Here is a 17,346-nt window from a genome sequence, read left to right as displayed (position 1 = left end):
ATCATATATGGGGTTTGATGCCATTTGGCAAGAAGCTATGCCGATGATACCAGTCGGGCAATCACGCTCGCCGCGCCCTCGATCAGCACGAAGAGCCGGGTCTGATAGCGGATGATCTCGGTAAAGCAGCCTTGGGCCTTGTACCAGTCGAGCCGAGCAGCACTCCATCCCGTGAGTTCAAGTCTCTGTGAGCCATTGACCAGACTGCGTTTGACCAGGAGCTTTTCGCGGCCCGCGAGTTCCATGGCGCGGCCCGTCGCCAAGACGGTCTGGACAATGTCGTCGGCGGAAAGAGTTTGCTCGCGTTCCAGACCCAGCGCTCGGCACAGTTCGGGCACGCAATGGACGGGAACCTCTCGGCCGAGGAGCGAACGGCCACCTGCTGCCGAAATGCGGCTTACCCTAACGAAATCCGAAGGGAGCTTGTCCCAGACCGGAAGCAGGAGGCCCGTCGCAAGATATAGGCGCTCGCGCTTGTGGCTGGAACGGGCTTCTTCGACCTCGGTCGCCCAGGAGTTTTGAAAATCGTCGAGGGAGATATCCTCCCAGCTGCTCTCACCCAACTGATCCGCGGTGATGTGGCTGCGCTTGAGGGGGCGAAGCAATTCGAAGCGGGTCACGCGCGTACCGTCATCGGCAAGGATGCTTCGGGCGGACACCAGCAAGGCGACCCGACCAGAGCGGGCGTTCCGAACCGGTCGCTGCCGTGGCCCGGTGAGGCCGTGGATCTCCTCGAGCCGCTTAAGCGTAAGCGGCTTCAGAGCTCTGGCGATTTCCAATTCGAGCAGATGGGTGGTCGCGCCTGAGGCCGGATCGGTGCGCAGCAGCGTGTCCGACAGGACAGAGAAGTCCTCGACCGCAATGGTCTCGAGGCCGAGATCGAGCGTCCCAGCCTGCCGGGCGGCATCGATACGCGCCTCCACGAGCCCCATGAACTCGTCGAAGATCGCGTTCTGCAGGGCAATGGGAAGCGCGAGAATGCGGTTGAGCCACCGCTGGATCGACGGCAGGTCATCGACCATCGAACCATCAGGCGCTTCGATCCGGAGACCTGTCAGCTCCTGAAAGCGCCCGAGACTGACGGCTTCGAGCTTGCCGGTGAACAACAGGCCGAACCAGCGATGGAGCGCCTCCTTAGCGTAGATGCTTTCGAGATTGTCGGCAGGATCGAAGAGGTTCTGGCCACCGGTCTGGCGCTGCCCGCGCGTAAGAGCACCAAGACTGTCCAGGCGCCGCGCGATCGTCGAGATGAACCGGCGCTCGCCGCGCACATCGGTGGTTACCGGCCTGAACAGCGGCGCAGATGCCTGGTTGGTGCGATTGGTGCGGCCTAGCCCCTGGATTGCGGCATCAGCGCGCCAGCCCGGCTCGAGCAGGAAGTGGACGCGACGGGCCTGGTTCCTGGCGGCAAGATCGGCATGGTAGCTACGCCCGGTTCCCCCGGCATCGGAGAACACCAGGATGCGCTTGGCACCGTCCATGAACGCTTGGGTTTCAGCGACGTTGGCGCGGGGAGCCCGGGATTGGAGTTTCTGACGACCATCCCGGCCGACGATGAGCCGACGGGTGCGACCGGTCACTTCGGCCACCTGCTTAACGCCGAAGCGCTCAATGATGGCATCGAGCGCAGTAGCAATCGGCGGCAAGGCGCAGAGCTGCTCGATCATCCGGTCGCGCGCTGCAAGCGCGGAGCGGCACAACACGGGAGCGCCTTGCTCGTCACTCATCGGCTCGGACCGCGGGTTGCCATTTTCGTCGGTGAACACCGCCATCAGGCGGACAGGAAAGCTCTTGGCGAGATAGTCGATCATGTCCGTCGTCAGAACATTCGGCACAACTCGCGGCGTAAATTAGCGGAGTGCGGACCTCGTCTGGGGGTTGATGTTAGGCGGCGAGCTTGCGGTGTTGCAAGCGCCGATGTTCGATGGTCTGTCGCTTGATCCTTTCGCGCTGTTTGATGATGGCTGGAGCCCTGCCGAAGTAGGCATCGGCGGGCGTCACGTTGTTCAGGCTCTCGTGGTAACGCTGGTGGTTGTAGTACTCGACGAAGGCCTCGATTTGGGCTTCGAGGTCGCCGGGCAAAAAGTAGTTTTCCAGCAGGATGCGGTTTTTCAGGGTTTGGTGCCAGCGCTCGATCTTGCCCTGGGTTTGCGGGTGCATCGGGGCACCGCGCACGTGGCTCATCTTCCGGGCCTCAATGTATTCAGCCAATTCGCCGGCGATGTAGCTGGGGCCATTATCCGACAACAGCCTGGGCTTGTGCAGCACCGTGGCGCTGTCGCAGCCCGATGCGCCAAGGGCCAGGTCGAGCGTGTCGGTCACATCCTCGGCGCGCATGTTGGTGCACAGTTTCCAGGCGATAATGTAGCGCGAGAAGTCGTCGAGCACGGTCGACAGGTACATCCAGCCCCACCCGATGATCTTGAGTGGAGTAGGAAGCGCATAAGCGCTTCCCCTCCCCGAACCGTACGTGCACCTTTCAGCGCATACGGCTCTCTATTCAACCTTGGTCCAAGGCCATGGCGACATCACGATAGCGGGAGGTGACGGTGTTTCGGAGCTCGTCCCGATAGATGTAGGGATTTCGCTCCGGATTCCGCCACCGGAACTGCATCTTCTGGCTTGTGACCAGTCGTCGCAGCGCCTTGCCGACGGCATTGCCCTGATTGCTTCGACCGTAGACCAGCCACGTCTTCGATTGGCCGGTTTCCGGCATGCGGTACCATTTACGCATCAAAGGCTTGATACGGGACCGGTACTTCTGCGCCAACCAGTGCGCCATTTTCCAGAACACGACGGTGTCGATGCGCCGGAATGTGCGCGCCGTGAAGTCGGTGAACCTGTAGAACGCAGCCCATCCCGCCAGCTGGCGGTTCAGACCGTCGATCATGTCCACCGCGGCAACCTCATGATTGCCGGAGAGAGCCTCGACCAATCGGCGAGCGAAGGTCTTGGCCTTCTCCTTGGGTATCGTTGAGACCACGGACATGCGTCCGCTCGATCCCCGCCTGCGGATAATCCGGTGCCCGAGGAACACGAACCCGTCGTCGACGTGGGTGATATGGCTCTTGTCCATATTCAACGTCAGCTTCAGGTCGTCTTCCAGAAAGGCCCGGCATTCCTCGCGGATGGCCTCGGCATGTGCCTTGGTGCCCTTGACGATGACAACGAAGTCATCGGCGTAACGGCAGTAGGCGACAGCAGGTTTCCATTGCCGGTTCTCGCGAACCGTGATGGGGCGCCCCTGCTGGATGCCGAAGTTCCATGCCCAGCGATCCTTTCGCGCCTTGTCGCTCAGGTATTTCGCCTCCAGCCACGCATCAAACTCATGGAGCATGATGTTGGACAGGAGCGGCGACAGCACGCCGCCTTGCGGTACACCTTCGCTTGAGGCGACGAACAGGCCACGGTCGACGTGGCCCGCCTTCAGGAATCGCCAGAGCAGATCAACAAACCGATCATCCCGGATTCGCCGCCGAACGCAGCGAAGCAGAAGCCGGTGGTGGACCGTATCGAAGTAGCTCGCCAGATCACCTTCGATGATCCAGCGGCCCCGCGCTCCGGCACCACTATCCTGCAACTGTATCTTCACGGTCCGGACAGCGTGATGCACGCTGCGTTCCGGCCTGAAGCCGTAGGAGAGGCGATGGAAGTCGCTTTCCCAGATCGGCTCCATGGCCATCAGCATCGCGCGCTGGACGATGCGGTCTTTCAGGGTCGGGATACCAAGTGGTCGTTTCTTGCCATTGGCTTTCGGGATATAGATTCGCCTGACCGGCTGCGGGTGATAACTCCCCGTCAGCAAGTCCGTTCGCAGACTGGCCAGCTGTTCTGCCAGTACGGCCTGCATCCGTCGCTTGTCCATTCCGTCGATGCCCGGCGTATTGGCGCCACTCGACGCCAGCACGATCCGAGCCGCCTCGGCAAGCCACGCCCGATCGGCAATGAGCCGGAGAAGGCGATCGAACTTGCGGTTCTGGTCGCTCTCGGCCCACGTCGCGAGCTTGTGCTGCATTTCGCTGATTATCAAAGGTCTTCACCTCGTTTGGTCAGGTAGTTTGCACTTCAAGCTGATTGAACTGTCCCCCTTCGCCATGTGACAGGCTTTCCCTGTCGCGGACTACTACGGGGACTCCGCCAGCACGGTGGACATCGGGGCCAACTCCCTTGGCATTCCATCATGCCTTCCCTCGTTCATATGCTGGACTTTCGCGCGCTGGGGAGGCTGCCGGTCGCAGTCCTTGTCCTTGCGTCCCGCAAGTCGATGCCGATGCCATGGCCTGGCTGCATTCTCTCCATGGCTCCATGCGGACGGGCTACATTTCCGGCCACATTCGGATGTCGCCGACATACGTCTCCGGCGCCATCATCAGCATTCCGCCTGTTAAGCCGTGTAGGCGAAGGCGACATTTCAGCCCTCGGATGCGGATTAACCGGTTCGTGTTCCTCAACCTTCCAGCGCTACAGCCTCGGGGACCATCTCGGCGTAACGGCTTCGCCTCAATCCCCTTTACCTGCGGGCTACGTCACCCTGCCAGTTGACGGCAGGTCACCGCCGCTTGGGCTCATGCCCCCTCACAGCAGAGGGCAAGGCATTCGTTCAGTTCCTCCTTTCTCCTTTGCATTCCAGTCATATGCACCCCGGACCATCCGGGACGAGGCGCACAGTAGGTAAAATCAGTCTGCCACATCTCGTTTACCCGCGTGGTCTTGGTGTGGAACTGATCGGCGGCCTTGATCACGACATAGGCCGGGCTGGTGATCAGATCGTGGGCCTTCAACAGACGGTAAACCGTGGCTTCCGACACGAAGTAGCGCCTCTCATCGGTAAAACGCACCGCCAGTTCCCGGGGGCTTAGCTCGGACTGCCCCAGCGCCAGCTCGATGATCTGATCATGGATGTCAGGCGGGATCCGGTTCCACACCCGGCTCGGTGTCGATGGCCGATCCTCCAGCGCCTCCGGGCCGCCTTCGAGGAACCGGTCGTACCAGCGGTAGAAGGTCCGACGGGCAATGCCGAGCTCGTCCAACGTGTGCTTGGCTGGTAGGTGCGATTGCTCGACGATCCGGATGATCTCGAGCTTCTCCGATGCTGGATACCTCATTCGTCGTCGCCCCCATCCGCGATCATACTTTTTTTGAGCAGACGGTTTTCGAGCGTCAGGTCGGCAACGCATTCCTTCAGGGCACGGGCTTCGCGGCGCAGGTCCTGCACCTCGCCGGTGGTTGCGGCACGGGCAGTGTCGCCAGCCAGGCGACGCTTGCCCGCTTCCATGAACTCCTTCGACCAGGTGTAATACAGGCTTTGGGCGATGCCTTCCTTGCGGCACAGCTCGGCAATGCTGTCCTCGCCGCGCAGGCCATCCAGCACGATCCTGATCTTGTCTTCGGCCGAGAAGTGCCGACGGGTCTGCCGCCGGATGTCCTTCACCACCCGCTCGGCAGGGGCCTTCATCGGCGATTTTTTTAAGGAGTGTTGGGGCTTCATCTTCGTTCCTTCGTCACTACGACGAAGCCCCAACACTCCTTAAATCACAACCTCAAATCTGTGCCATTGGTGCTGACGGGGAACAGTTTGCCAGGATCAGACCAGTCAATCCCGTCCAGTTCGGACCATGGCATGCTACGGATCATACCGGGTCGTTGTGCTGTGAGCGCAATAAAGCGGGATGCGAGCTTCGTGAGCGGTGAGGCAGGTTCAGCTTCCGTCTTGCAAATCATGTTGTGGAGTTCGGGCAACGTAAGGAGAGCAGGCCGTTTTCGGGATCGTGGCACAGGTTTCAGTGCTTTCGCTACGATTGCGGCAGGATCCCGGCTGCCGGCGCCTTCTGCGATAGAGTGGACAAACACAGCAGACATTCGCTGCCGTACCCGGTGTGCCGTTTCGATGGCGCCGCGCTTCTCGATCTTCCGGAGAACAGTAAGGACAATTGGCTCATCTATCTCCGTAATGGGCAGATTGCCGAGCCAAGGGAAAACCTCCTTCTCAAGGCTTGTGATGACATCATTGGCGTGAACGGGCGTCCAGCGTTTCTCCTGCAGTCCAAACCAGACCCTAGCCATTGACTCGAAGGTATTTGCCGCCGCTGCCGCGTTGCGCAGTGCTTGCTTCTTGGCCTCCAGACCCGGGTCGCGACCTTCTTTCAACAACTTCCGGGCTTCAGCCTTGCGATCCCGCGCTTCAGCCAAAGTAACCTCGGGATAGGAGCCGAAAACCAGTCTGCGTTCTTTGCCAGCGAAGCGATACTTGAAACGCCAGCTTTTGTGCCCGGACTTCGCTATGAAGAGGTGAAGCCCTTCCGAGTCCGAGAGCTTGTAATCACGGTCTTTCGCCTTGGCGTTACGGACAGTCATGTCGTTGAGCATAAATGCCCCCAAATCTCGATTTCACTGCCCCCAAAATGCCCCCACTTTACTCTGGAGGCATACGGAAGCATAAGATCAAACAGGGAACGAAATAGCACAAAAAGACCAGAAAATCAAGGTTTTCTGCCGTTTAATGGAAGCTTTCAGATTGCTGGCTGGCGGAGAGGGTGGGATTCGAACCCACGGTACGGTTTCCCGTACACTGCATTTCGAGTGCAGCGCATTCGACCACTCTGCCACCTCTCCGCGAAGTGTCCTTAGGGTGCCGGTAGAAGGCATTGCCCGGTCGAGGAAGCGCGCCGTTAGCGCACGGTTCACGAATTGCCAATCAAAAAAACCCGCCCTGCCCGTTTGCGCCCACCTTTTGCAAAGCCTCGCTTGTTTGCGACGCAGCACACGCCTATATGCGGTATATGGATCGTGCGAGTTTCTTTTCGCCCCAGGCTGGCCGCGATATTTCAGCCCCTCCCGTCTCATCGGCGCGCTTTTCGATTGGCGAAGTCGTGCGGCACCGAATGTTCGGGTTTCGCGGGGTCGTCGTCGATGTAGACCCTGTCTTTGCCAATTCCGAAGAATGGTATCAGTCCATCCCGGAAGATATCCGACCCATGCGCGATCAGCCCTATTACCATCTTCTGGCCGAAAACGACGAAAGCAGTTATGTTGCCTATGTCAGCCAGCAAAACCTGATGGGCGATGCAGATGCCGGGCCGGTGGATCATCCTTCGATCGAAGAGATGTTCGAAGGCTTCCGCAACGGCCGTTACCGCCTGCGCCGCAGCCTTTCTCACTGATCGGGCCGGGGTAGCCCCCCCGCGCGGTCAGTTCTTCAGCTTCCAGCCCGATCGCAGCAGTACATAGAGCAGCGCCGTAATGGCGATGTTCAGCACACCCAGCCCGATCGCGCCATGCAGCACTGCCAGATTGGTATCACCGATGTCGCTCTTGCCCAGAAAGCCGAAGCGGAAGCCCGATATCACGTAGAAGATCGGATTGGCACGGCTTACTGCCTGGAATGCCGGTGCCAGATTGTCGATCACGTAGAACGTGCCTGAAAGCATCGACAGCGGCGTTATCACGAAGTTGGTGATGGCGGCGTTATGATCGAACTTTTCGGCCCAGATCGATGTCAGCACACCGATCACCGCCAGCAGGATCGAACCCATGAGGCCGAACCACACCACCGCCCAGGGGTGCGCCATGCTCAAGTCCACGCCCGGCCACAGCAGCATTGCCCCCGCCACCGCAAAGCCGACCAGCACGGCGCGCGTCACCGCTGCGCCAACCAGCGCCGCCGTCAGTTCTCCGGTGCTGATCGGCGGCATCAGGTAATCCACGATGGTGCCCTGTATCTTGCCGCCCAGCAGGCTGAAGCTGGAATTGGCGAACGAATTGTTGATCATCGCCATCGCAATCAGACCGGGCGCAACGAAGCTGGCGAAATTGACCCCCAGCACGATCCGGCTGCCGCCGCTGGCCCCGCCGCCCAGCGCCAGCGTGAATATCATCAGATAAAGCAGCGTTGTAACCGCCGGTGCCCAGATCGTCTGGGTCTGCACCTTGAAGAAACGGCGCACCTCCTTCATATAGAGGGTCCACATCCCCAACCTGTTGAAGCTGCGGAACACCGGCTGTCCTGGTGGGGTAAAGGTTACGGCGCCATTTGCGCCAGCTTCGTGGGTGATGGCCCCTTCATGGGGCGACGATTGATTGGCCATGCGTCTTGCGGTATCGCGCGCGGCTGCCAATGGCAAGATTTGCCGAACGGGCATTGCCCGTGCAGGATGAAACGGTCGGGTAAGCCCCTCCGCATGAAGGACGTTTGAAGGCATGAGCTGGACCGAAGAGCGCATCGAAAAGCTGACGAAGATGTGGGAAGGCGGCTCCACCGCCAGCCAGATCGCCGAAGAGCTTGGCGGTGTCAGCCGCAATGCCGTCATCGGCAAAGCCCACCGCCTTGGACTCAAGGCACGTCCGTCCCCGGTCAAGGCCAATGAAAAGACGGACGCACCGGCCGTAGCTGCCGCACCCAAAGTGGCAAAGCCCGCGCCAGCACCGTCGCCCGAACCGAAGATGGCGGTTCCGCCACGACCAGTCCCCACCCCGGTTGCCGCGCCTGCCCCGCGCGCGGCCGCACCTGCGCCTGAGCCGCGCCCCGTCGCCGCGGAATCGGGCACCGATGCCCCTGCGCCCAAGCCCGCTCCGCGAATCGTCTCGGTCGGCCCCGGTGGCTTTCTGCGCCAAGGCCCCGGTGATCAGCAGGCACCCATTCCGCCAGCGCCGCCCCGCCGTCTCGTGCCGGCGCGCCCCAGCCCGGAAATTTCGGACAAGACCAGCCTGCTCGATCTCAACGATCGCATCTGCCGCTGGCCGATGGGCCACCCTGGCGAACCCGACTTCCACTTCTGTGGTGACAAGGTGAATCCCGGCTTCCCGTATTGCGTCGAACATTGCGGCCGTGCCTATCAGGCACAATTGCCGCGCGGCCATCGCCGCCCTCCCCCGCCGATGCCTTTCGGCGGTCCCAGGGTGCGTTAACGTCGAAGCACGCCAAGAGACGCGGATCAAAGGCGGACCCTGCAAACGCCTCATTCTTCTGCGGGACATTACCTAATCGCTCAATTGCGGGCGCCACAGTGGTTAATACCGCGTGGCGCCCGTCGTTCTTCAGGACATGACTCACGAAGATCCTGCGCGCGGTTCGCGATCCCGTCTGCTGAAATGGCTTGGCCTGTCCGACCATGAGCATGCCTCGGAAACAATACCCGTTGTCGATGCCGACGCCTTCCGCGATCCCCAGGCGCGCGATGTGTGGTTGCCTGCAAAGCGCCGGATGATTGGAAAAGTGGCCGATTTCCTGATCGATCACGATCTCGAAGTCATGCCTCGCACACTCGGCATCGCTTACGATTGCGTCACCGGCGGCAACCCGAAGCTTACGCAGCTGATTCTCGAACGCACGGAATCGGGTCAGCCCGTCACGCTCAAATGGCTAGAACAGGTCCAGCGCGAAATCGAAGGCGAAAGTACTGCCGAAATGCTGAACTCGCTGATGTCACGGCTCGAAGAAAGCCTCGACGAATTTTCACGCGCGACGACCAGCGCCCATTCCGCCACCAGCGATTACGGCGCCGCGCTGAAGCAACATGTCGATGACCTTGAGCAGGTCAGCAAAGCCGGGGTTGTCATCACCGAACTGGCAACGCTGGCGCGCGCGATGATGAGCCGCACACGCGAAATCGAACACAATCTCAGCGAATCGCAACAGCGCGCGTCGACCCTGCAGCAAAGCCTTGATGAAGCGCGGCGCGTGGCCGATGAGGATCACCTGACCGGTCTTCCCAACCGCCGCGCGTTCGAAACCACGTTCGACAGGGAACTGGAAAATGCCAGGGCCGCCGGTGAGCCGTTATCCGTCGCCTTTGTCGATATCGATCACTTCAAGCGGATCAACGACACCCACGGCCACGCATCAGGCGATCGCGTACTGAAAGTCGTGGCCGAAACGCTCAGCCGCATATCGGATTCGCGCTGCCACGTCGCGCGCCACGGTGGTGAGGAATTCGCCGTGCTGTTCCGCGCGCTGACCCCGGAAAAGGCATGGAGGCGGCTTGATGCCGCGCGCGAGGAGATCGCCGAGCGCAGACTGGTGAACCGCGCCACGGACATGCCGTTCGGGCGAATCACGTTTTCCGGCGGCATTGCCGATGTCTTCGCCTATCCCACCAAGGGCAATGCCCTGAAAGCGGCAGACGAAACACTTTACGCGGCCAAGCATTCCGGGCGAAACCAGATCCTGCTGGCAGGGCACGAACCGCCGCCGATGCAGGACGCGGCCTGATCACTTTCAGAAAATATTAGGAAAATTGACAGAAAAGCCTCTGGATGGGGCATTCCGATAAAGTCATGTCAATTCACTATCTGCGCGTGATCGCCGCGCTGATGGTCGTTTGCATGCACATGTTCAGCTACGGACTGGTTGCCGGCGTCACTGTAAATCCGGTTTACTGGATGAAGCATGGCGTTTCGATATTTCTGGTCATTTCCGGGTTCGTCGCCGTGGTCTCGACCGAAAAACTGCCCTCCAACGCAATGAGCTTCATTCGGCGGCGGTTGGTTCGCATCGCGCCGTTGTACTGGATCGCCACCTTGCTGCTGGTCCTTGCCGGAATCACCAATCGCGGTGACGAGGCAAGCCTGCTTTTATCGTTGCTGTTCCTACCAACCCCGGTCCATGGCGTCGATCGCCTGATTTCACCGACGCTTGACGTGGGCTGGACGCTGTGTCTCGAAGTTGCGTTCTACCTTTTCTTCGCTGCATCGATGGCGCTGCCGCGCCGGATATCGGTCCTGGGTACGGCTGCTGCCCTGATTGCCATAGGGCTTGTCGGACCCACGTTGGCAAGCGGGCCGTGGACAAGGTTTTATCTCTCGCCGCTTGTGCTGGAATTCGGGGCAGGCATGCTGCTGGCCTGGACCGGGCTGAAGGCGCCATGGTGGCTTTGCCCTGTCGGCTTTGTCCTGCTGGCAACACTGGGTAGTGTCACCGACAATCATACCCTGGCGGTTTCATTGCCCGCAATCCTGATCGTTGGCGGCGCGCGCGGCATGGACTCGTGGCTTCGTCCGGTCGCCTTTCTCGAACTGCTCGGCAACGCCTCCTATGCGCTCTATCTGTTCCATCGTCACGCACTGGCGCTGGTCGTCGTATCCTTGCTGGGCCGACCGGCACCGATGGCGCTGCTGCTGCCCGTTGGATTTACCATTTGCGTAACCGTTGGCGTACTGTTCCATCGACATGTAGAAACGCCGATCGGACGAGCATTGTCAGCGCGCAGGAAGCCCGCAGGGATCAGATATCCGATCCCTGCCTGACCCGGTTCCTGCCACATCGCGTGGCTTTAGCGGTATTGCGAATTCTGGCTTCGCTGGAAGGTGTAGCGCGCCACGTTGCCCTCGATCACGTCCTTCCTGAACACCACGCGCATTTCCTCGGCGCCTTCTTCGCGGGTGCAGACAAGACGCGTTCCGCCCGATGGCAAAGTCTCGATCGCGCTGATCGAAACCCCCGCCTGGTCGCAACGGGTACGGACTTTCGCCTCAGGCAGGCTCAGGTTCATGGCGCGGCTCATGCGATTATCCTTTGGTTGCAATGGTCATGCAGATCGGTGTCATCCATGAACAGCGTCCAGCCGCCCGCGGCAAGCGCGCCTTCGGCCTGTTGCCAGGCCTGTATGCGCCGTGCCACAGATCCTGCACACGCCAGATGACGCGTACGCAATCTGGCACTGGTGCTGGCCATTGCGCGCAACAGCGATTGCTGATGCTCGGCGTAAAGGAGATTGAGGTCCATGGACGGACTCCCACTGCGTAAGCGGGAGCGCGCGGGGTCTCTCAGCCGATGATGCCTACAATGGTCTTCTCATCGATAAAGGCCCCATGGGCGCAAATCGTTGAAATTGCAACCGTGGCGCGGTGGTGATGTCGGTCAGCCGCGCCCGCGATAGGACGGTACGCCCTGGTCCGGCAGCCACAGCCCCGCAGGTGGGGAGCCGGATTGCCAGAACACGTCGATGGGGATGCCGCCGCGCGGATACCAGTACCCCCCGATGCGCAGCCACTGCGGACGCATTTCGTCGAACAGGCGCTGCCCGATACCCACGGTCACGTCTTCGTGAAAGCCCGCATGATTGCGGAACGATCCGAGGAACAGCTTCAACGCCTTTGATTCCACGATGGTTTCACCGGGCGCATAATCAATCACCAGATGCGCAAAATCGGGCTGGCCGGTGACCGGGCACAGCGACGTGAATTCCGGCGCGGCAAAGCGGATCATGTAAAGCATGCCGGGGCGCGGATTGGGCACGTAATCGAGCGCGGCCTCTTCCGGGCTTGCAGGAAGCGCGCTGGCTTTGCCGAGGTGGAGCGGTCCTTCGCTGGCCATGTCGTGATCGTCCCTTGAAACCTGTCTGCGAAACCTGTCTGCTCGCGCGGATTCCTGCGCAACGCCATTCGCGCCGCCATGCACCTGTCGCAGCCCAAGGGCAAGTCGGCGGGCGATGCCCTCTGGTTCAGCCGGGATTAAACCGACCTCGCCTGTTCGCCAGAACATGATCAGGATCGTGGGGAAATTTCCGGTTTTCACGGCAGCGGCGATGGTGGCCACCGCGCTGCCGCTCGCCGCCGCGTTGGCGCAGGATGTCGGATCTTATCAACTTCCGCCCGCGCCGTCGCAAACGGCTACGCCCCAAGGCCCGGTCGTGCCCGACGCTGCCCCTCCGCGCGCCGTGACGACGGGCGCACCCCGGATCGAAACGACAGAGCCTGCGCCGGTGATCGCGGTCCCGCAACCGACACCAGCCCCAACAGCGTCGCCGCGCGCGCGAACGCAGGGCAATTCCCGCCCTGTCCCGACGCCACCCCGCATCAGCACCCCGGCAGTCCAGACTACGCCCACACTGGCCCCCGATCCGCTGCCCACCGCTGCCAGCGCCGTCCCGGTGCGATCTTTTCCTAGCCCGTCAGACGAAGGTCTGGAGCCGCCACAGGACGAATGGCCATGGGGCTGGATCGGCACACTGATGATCGCCGCCTTGGCTGCGGCCGGCTGGCTGCTGTGGCGACGGCGCATGCGCGACGAGCCGATCGCAGAGTTCGCGCCGCCGGCCGTCCAGCGTCGGACCTCTGAAAAGCCGGCGAAGGTCGAAGCGACCGCTGCCCCGCCACCGCTTGTCGTCGATCTTGTCGCAACCCGCATGAGCGCCAGCCTTGTAAATGCTACGCTTTCCTATCGCCTTATCCTGACTGGCAGCGCCGACCTGACAGGCGTTATCGTGCGCGCCGACATGACCTCCGCTCACGCATCGCGCCCCGCCCAAGAGCAACTCGGATCAGCCGACGCCCCCGTCCTCCATCGCCTGGATCACATGACCGGAGGAGAGGTCATCGAATGCGTTGGCGAAATCCGCCTGCCGCTCGCCGCGATCACTCCTATCCGCCACGGCACCGCCGCGCTTTTCGTGCCGCTGGTGCGAATCGAGGTGACCGCCGCCCTTGCAGGCCAGACGATCACGCTACGCTCCGCCTTCGTTGTCGGGCTTGACGATGCAAGCTCCGGCGCGCGGTTGCAGCCGTTTCGCCTTGATCTCGGCCCACGCGTCTATGGCGAAGTCGGGCAACGCGTGCTGCCCGTGCCCGCTTTCGCCTGATTATCGTCGCCCGGCTTTTTCGTCTCGACGCCCCCCGATGCCGCGTCTAGTCTTGCCCGGACGAACCCGCGCCAGACGGGTCGCACAAGGCAGGCAGGAGCAACGGAAACCATGGATTCACTGGTGTCTACCCAGTGGCTCGCGGACGAGATGGGCGCGAGCGACCTTCGTATTGTCGACGCTACGGCATTCCTGCCGGAACACGGCCGCTATCCGTTGCTGGAATACGAGGCGTGCCACATCCCCGGCGCGGTGTTCATGGACTTGTCCGAACTGGTGGACACGGCCTCGCCCATACCTAACACCCTGCCATCGGCGGAAAAATTCGCGAGCCGCATGCAGGCGCTCGGCCTTGGCGATGGCAGCCGCGTGGTGATCTATGACGACAGCCCGATCAAGTCCGCAACGCGCGCATGGTTCATGCTGACGATGTTCGGCGCGCAGAACGTCGCCCTGCTCGATGGCGGGATCGCCAAGTGGAAATCGGAGGGCCGCCCCTGCGCGCAAGGCACCGAGACGCTGCGCCAGCGCCACTTCACGGTCTGGTCGGATGACGCCCATGTGCGCTCCAAGGCCGATGTCCTCGCCAATCTTGCCAGTCATGCCGAACAACTGATCGACGCGCGCGGCGCGGGCCGGTTCACCGGCGATGTGCCCGAAGCCAACCCGGCTCTTGCCAGCGGCCACATCCCCGGCGCACGCAACCTGCCCTATTCCACCCTGTTCAACCCCGATGGCACGTGGAAATCACCTGAAGCGATCAAGGCCGCGTTCGAGGCGGCCGACATCAATCTTTCCCGCCCCCTGATCTCGTCCTGCGGTTCAGGCATGACCGCCAACGTCCTGATCTTCGCCGCCCACCTCATCGGTAAGGACGATGTTTCGCTCTACGACGGTTCATGGAGCGAATGGGGCCTGGACCCGGCCACGCCCAAGGCGACGGGGGCGGTTTGAGTTTGGATTGAACTGCGCGGTTTTTCTGTTGTTGAATTCCCGCCTTCGCGGAAATGACGATTAGAAGAGCAGTGGAAATTCGGGTGTGCTTGTGCACGACCAAGGCGGATTTCAGAAGATAGCGCCAGAACCAAACCATTCGTCATTCCCGCGCATGCGGGAATCCAGTAGCAACCTCGCGCATGCAGCGCGAGTTTTCGCCGACGACCTACCTTCTCGCCTCAGCGCGAAACGGAACGCTTTACGTGGGCGTTACGTCCAATCTGCTTGGCCGTATTCATCAGCATCGCGAGGGCACTTTCAAAGGATTTACCGACCGGCATGGCGTGAAGCGGCTGGTGTGGTTTGAACAGCATTCCACGATGGAGCATGCCATCACGCGCGAGAAGCGGATCAAGAAGTGGGACCGGGCGTGGAAGTTGCGGCTAATTGAGGAGGGAAATCCTGACTGGCGAGATCTGGCGGAAGATGTCGGGTTTCCAGCTTTGGGGGTGATGTCAGTTGGGCTAACGTGAGTCTTTATGTCGCTGGATTCCCGCCTTCGCGGGAATGACAAGGTTGAGGCGGTGACGCTGGCTTTTGCACCGAACCCCATGACTCCCGCCCCGTCCCTCTGCTAACGCCCGAAGCATGAGCAGTTTTGACGATATGAGCAAATTCGCCCCCGCAACGCGCGGCGTGCTGGCCGGGCGGCGTGCGGGGTGGACGGGGACGCCGGAGCACCCCGGCGCGGTGGTCAATCCGGCGGTGTGGCGGGCTTCGACGCATCTTTATCCCGATATGGCGGCGCTGAGGGCGCATCCGGCCAATACGGATGGAAATTTCTACTACGGGCGGCGTGGGGGGCCTACGCAGTGGGCCTTGGCCGAGGCGCTGACACAACTGGAGCCGGGGGCGGCCAAAAGCGGTGGGGGCACTGTGCTTTATTCTTCGGGGGTGGCGGCGATTGCGGGGGTTCTGCTCACCGTGCTCCGCCCCGGCGACGTGCTTTTGATGACCGACAATGCCTATGAGCCGAGCCGGGTGATGGGGCGCGGATTGCTAAAGGATTTCGGCGTGGAGACCCGCTGGTTCGATCCGACCGACCTTGCCGCGTTCGAAGCCGCCTGCTGCGAGCGCACCCGCGCGGTGCTGCTCGAAAGCCCCGGCAGCCTGACCATGGAAGTGCAGGACGTGCCTGCGCTGGCAGCGGCCGCGCGCGCGCGCGGGATCGTATCAGTGCTCGACAACACCTGGGCCTCGTCCCTGGGTTTTGCCGCGCTGGAGCACGGCGTGGATATCGCGGTGATGAGCCTGACCAAGCATGTCTCCGGCCATTCGGACTGCATGATGGGCAGTGCCAGCGCTGGCGAGGAATGGTATCGCAAGCTGCGCCTGCGCGCGCAGGGAATGGGCACTGTGGTCTCGCCCGACGATGCCTCGCTGATGCTGCGGGGGTTGCGCACGATGAAGCTGCGGCTGGAGGCGGAGACGGCTTCTGCGCTGGCGATTGCCCAATGGCTGCAAGGGCGGTCCGAAGTGGCGCGGGTGCTGTGCCCGATGTTGCCGGGATCGCCGGGGCATGATCTGTGGCGCCGCGATTTCACCGGCGGTTGCGGGCTGTTCAGCTTCGTGTTGAACGGCGGCACGTCAGCCGCGCGCGATGCCTTGATCGATGCGCTGGACCTGTTTGGCATCGGCTATTCCTGGGGCGGCTTCGAAAGTCTGGCAACGCCGGTCGATCCCGCGTCGATCCGCACCGCCAGCGCCTGGCCGCTGCATGGCATGGAGCCGGGCGACCGCTTCGGCGTTCGTCTGTCCATCGGACTGGAAGACACCGCCGACCTTATTGCCGACCTTGATCGCGCGCTTTCCGTCTGGGCTGCGCATGGAGGTGCTGCGTGAACGAATTGAAGCACCAGATTGCCGATGGCATTCGCCTGCTGAATGAAATCGGCTTCGATCTGGGCAATTATCACATCTCGGTGTGGGGCGCGCTGCGTATCCTGATCGTGATGGCGCTGGTGTTCGCGGGCGCGCACCTGATCGGCAAGCTGGCGCGGCGCACGTTCCGCAAGATCGACAGCCTTGACCGCACACAGCAGTTGCTCGGCGAAAAGATCGCGACGATTGCGATCTGGGCCGTGGCGATCCTGATCGGCATCGACGTGCTGGGCATCAGCCTGACCGCGCTGACGGTGTTTTCCGGCGCGTTCGGCCTCGCCATCGGCTTCGGCCTGCAAAAGACCTTCGGCAACCTGATCGCCGGGATCATCCTGCTGATGGACCGTTCGATCAAGCCGGGCGACGTGATCGCGGTGAATGACGGCAAGGGCAATTCGTTCGGCGAGGTCAAGAAGATCGGCATCCGCGCGGTATCGGTCACTACGCGCGACAATCGCGAGTACCTGATTCCGAACGAAAACCTGATGACGTCGCAGGTAGAGAACTGGTCCTATTCCTCACGCGAGGTGGCAATCAACATTCCTGTTGGCGTGGCGTACGGCAGCGATCTTGATGTGGTGGAGAAGCTGCTCCTCGAAGCCGCGCAATCCTCCCCGCGCGTATTGAGCTTCCCCTCGCCCGGCGTGCTGCTCAATGCCTTCGGGCCGAGCAGCATCGACATGATCATGGTCGTGTGGATCGATGATCCCGAAGGCGGCGTCGGCAACGTGCGGTCCGAAGTGCTATGGAAAGTGTGGCGGCTGTTCCGCGAAAACGGCATCGAAATCCCGTTCCCGCAAGCAGACGTGAACCTGAAGGACAGCGAGGGTCTGCGACGGCTGGCCGAAGCGCTGGCCGGGCGCGAAACCACTGCAAATCCTTGATGGCAAGCTGG

16 protein-coding genes, 1 tRNA gene and 2 pseudogenes are annotated in these 17,346 nt (G+C 61.7%); 9 read left to right on the top strand and 10 right to left on the bottom strand.

Annotated features, from left to right (window positions below; all coding sequences use genetic code 11):
* Positions 1-35: 35 nt before the first annotated feature.
* From LUA85_RS05015 to LUA85_RS04990, 6 genes and pseudogenes are all read right to left on the bottom strand, one after another.
* On the bottom strand, positions 36-1,727 hold the full coding sequence (locus LUA85_RS05015) for a strawberry notch C-terminal domain-containing protein (RefSeq protein WP_231471774.1): 1,692 nt from the start codon (positions 1,725-1,727) through the stop codon (positions 36-38).
* 157 nt (positions 1,728-1,884) lie between these two features.
* A pseudogene (locus tag LUA85_RS05010) lies at positions 1,885-2,433 on the bottom strand (transposase); the annotation flags it as partial.
* Between the two features lie 67 nt (positions 2,434-2,500).
* Entirely contained in the window at positions 2,501-4,030 is a 1,530-nt protein-coding gene (gene ltrA / locus LUA85_RS05005) for a group II intron reverse transcriptase/maturase (protein WP_008828485.1), read from the bottom strand.
* A 637-nt stretch (positions 4,031-4,667) separates the two neighbouring features.
* Positions 4,668-5,488: pseudogene (locus tag LUA85_RS05000) on the bottom strand (helix-turn-helix domain-containing protein); the annotation flags it as partial.
* A 44-nt stretch (positions 5,489-5,532) separates the two neighbouring features.
* Entirely contained in the window at positions 5,533-6,366 is an 834-nt protein-coding gene (locus LUA85_RS04995; RefSeq protein ID WP_231467482.1) for an integrase arm-type DNA-binding domain-containing protein, read from the bottom strand.
* A 156-nt stretch (positions 6,367-6,522) separates the two neighbouring features.
* Positions 6,523-6,612, bottom strand: a tRNA-Ser gene (locus LUA85_RS04990).
* Positions 6,613-6,779: 167 nt separating this feature from the next.
* Between LUA85_RS04990 and hspQ the strand changes: the two genes are divergently transcribed.
* Positions 6,780-7,160, top strand: coding sequence for a heat shock protein HspQ (gene hspQ, locus LUA85_RS04985; protein WP_231471773.1), 381 nt, complete (start codon positions 6,780-6,782; stop codon positions 7,158-7,160).
* Positions 7,161-7,187: 27 nt separating this feature from the next.
* On the opposite strand, the gene LUA85_RS04980 is transcribed toward hspQ, so the two are convergent.
* Positions 7,188-8,084 (bottom strand): ABC transporter permease, encoded by an 897-nt coding sequence (locus LUA85_RS04980; protein WP_371823648.1) that lies wholly within the window; start codon positions 8,082-8,084, stop codon positions 7,188-7,190.
* A gap of 112 nt (positions 8,085-8,196) precedes the next feature.
* On the opposite strand from LUA85_RS04980, the gene LUA85_RS04975 reads away from it, so the two are divergent.
* The 3 genes from LUA85_RS04975 (at position 8,197) to LUA85_RS04965 (ending at position 11,241) form a co-directional block, all read left to right on the top strand.
* The gene (locus LUA85_RS04975) at positions 8,197-8,904 is read left to right on the top strand and encodes a GcrA family cell cycle regulator (protein WP_231467480.1); all 708 of its coding nucleotides are present in this window, start codon (positions 8,197-8,199) and stop codon (positions 8,902-8,904) included.
* Between the two features lie 112 nt (positions 8,905-9,016).
* Entirely contained in the window at positions 9,017-10,207 is a 1,191-nt protein-coding gene (locus LUA85_RS04970) for a diguanylate cyclase (protein ID WP_231467478.1), read from the top strand.
* 65 nt (positions 10,208-10,272) lie between these two features.
* Positions 10,273-11,241, top strand: a complete 969-nt coding sequence (locus tag LUA85_RS04965) for an acyltransferase (protein ID WP_231467476.1) — start codon at positions 10,273-10,275, stop codon at positions 11,239-11,241.
* A 26-nt stretch (positions 11,242-11,267) separates the two neighbouring features.
* On the opposite strand, the gene LUA85_RS04960 is transcribed toward LUA85_RS04965, so the two are convergent.
* The 3 genes from LUA85_RS04960 to queF all read right to left on the bottom strand — a co-directional run bounded on the left by LUA85_RS04960 (position 11,268) and on the right by queF (position 12,310).
* A complete protein-coding gene (locus LUA85_RS04960; protein ID WP_231467474.1) occupies positions 11,268-11,498 on the bottom strand; it encodes a hypothetical protein in 231 nt (76 codons plus the stop codon).
* Positions 11,495-11,719: a hypothetical protein gene (locus LUA85_RS04955; protein ID WP_231467472.1), complete on the bottom strand. Its 225-nt coding sequence runs from the start codon at positions 11,717-11,719 to the stop codon at positions 11,495-11,497. Before LUA85_RS04955 ends, LUA85_RS04960 begins: the two co-directional genes overlap by 4 nt.
* 135 nt (positions 11,720-11,854) lie before the next feature.
* On the bottom strand, positions 11,855-12,310 hold the full coding sequence (gene queF, locus LUA85_RS04950) for a preQ(1) synthase (RefSeq protein WP_231467470.1): 456 nt from the start codon (positions 12,308-12,310) through the stop codon (positions 11,855-11,857).
* 166 nt (positions 12,311-12,476) lie between these two features.
* On the opposite strand from queF, the gene LUA85_RS04945 reads away from it, so the two are divergent.
* The 5 genes from LUA85_RS04945 to LUA85_RS04925 all read left to right on the top strand — a co-directional run bounded on the left by LUA85_RS04945 (position 12,477) and on the right by LUA85_RS04925 (position 17,335).
* Positions 12,477-13,574 (top strand): hypothetical protein, encoded by a 1,098-nt coding sequence (locus tag LUA85_RS04945; protein ID WP_231467469.1) that lies wholly within the window; start codon positions 12,477-12,479, stop codon positions 13,572-13,574.
* A gap of 111 nt (positions 13,575-13,685) precedes the next feature.
* Positions 13,686-14,528: a sulfurtransferase gene (locus LUA85_RS04940; protein WP_231467467.1), complete on the top strand. Its 843-nt coding sequence runs from the start codon at positions 13,686-13,688 to the stop codon at positions 14,526-14,528.
* Between the two features lie 182 nt (positions 14,529-14,710).
* Positions 14,711-15,043: a GIY-YIG nuclease family protein gene (locus LUA85_RS04935; protein ID WP_231467465.1), complete on the top strand. Its 333-nt coding sequence runs from the start codon at positions 14,711-14,713 to the stop codon at positions 15,041-15,043.
* 115 nt (positions 15,044-15,158) lie between these two features.
* A complete protein-coding gene (gene metC / locus LUA85_RS04930; protein WP_231467463.1) occupies positions 15,159-16,412 on the top strand; it encodes a cystathionine beta-lyase in 1,254 nt (417 codons plus the stop codon).
* Positions 16,409-17,335, top strand: coding sequence for a mechanosensitive ion channel family protein (locus LUA85_RS04925; protein WP_371823647.1), 927 nt, complete (start codon positions 16,409-16,411; stop codon positions 17,333-17,335). The genes metC and LUA85_RS04925 overlap by 4 nt, the downstream gene beginning before the upstream one ends.
* Positions 17,336-17,346: the final 11 nt, after the last annotated feature.

The organism is Novosphingobium sp. CECT 9465, assembly GCF_920987055.1.
Lineage (GTDB): Bacteria > Pseudomonadota > Alphaproteobacteria > Sphingomonadales > Sphingomonadaceae > Novosphingobium.
This window is presented reverse-complemented; position numbering and strand designations above follow the sequence as displayed.

Excerpts from the sequence above, each read along its gene's own strand:
- LUA85_RS04955 (WP_231467472.1), bottom strand. The coding sequence starts at position 11,719 with ATGGACCTCAATCTCCTTTACGCCGAGCATCAGCAATCGCTGTTGCGC.
- hspQ (WP_231471773.1), top strand. The coding sequence starts at position 6,780 with ATGGATCGTGCGAGTTTCTTTTCGCCCCAGGCTGGCCGCGATATTTCA.
- LUA85_RS04980 (WP_371823648.1), bottom strand. The coding sequence starts at position 8,084 with ATGGCCAATCAATCGTCGCCCCATGAAGGGGCCATCACCCACGAAGCT.
- LUA85_RS04945 (WP_231467469.1), top strand. The coding sequence starts at position 12,477 with ATGATCAGGATCGTGGGGAAATTTCCGGTTTTCACGGCAGCGGCGATG.
- metC (WP_231467463.1), top strand. The coding sequence starts at position 15,159 with ATGAGCAGTTTTGACGATATGAGCAAATTCGCCCCCGCAACGCGCGGC.
- LUA85_RS04965 (WP_231467476.1), top strand. The coding sequence starts at position 10,273 with ATGTCAATTCACTATCTGCGCGTGATCGCCGCGCTGATGGTCGTTTGC.
- LUA85_RS05015 (WP_231471774.1), bottom strand. The coding sequence starts at position 1,727 with ATGAGTGACGAGCAAGGCGCTCCCGTGTTGTGCCGCTCCGCGCTTGCA.
- queF (WP_231467470.1), bottom strand. The coding sequence starts at position 12,310 with ATGGCCAGCGAAGGACCGCTCCACCTCGGCAAAGCCAGCGCGCTTCCT.
- LUA85_RS04960 (WP_231467474.1), bottom strand. The coding sequence starts at position 11,498 with ATGAGCCGCGCCATGAACCTGAGCCTGCCTGAGGCGAAAGTCCGTACC.
- LUA85_RS04995 (WP_231467482.1), bottom strand. The coding sequence starts at position 6,366 with ATGCTCAACGACATGACTGTCCGTAACGCCAAGGCGAAAGACCGTGAT.
- LUA85_RS04940 (WP_231467467.1), top strand. The coding sequence starts at position 13,686 with ATGGATTCACTGGTGTCTACCCAGTGGCTCGCGGACGAGATGGGCGCG.
- LUA85_RS04935 (WP_231467465.1), top strand. The coding sequence starts at position 14,711 with ATGCAGCGCGAGTTTTCGCCGACGACCTACCTTCTCGCCTCAGCGCGA.
- LUA85_RS04975 (WP_231467480.1), top strand. The coding sequence starts at position 8,197 with ATGAGCTGGACCGAAGAGCGCATCGAAAAGCTGACGAAGATGTGGGAA.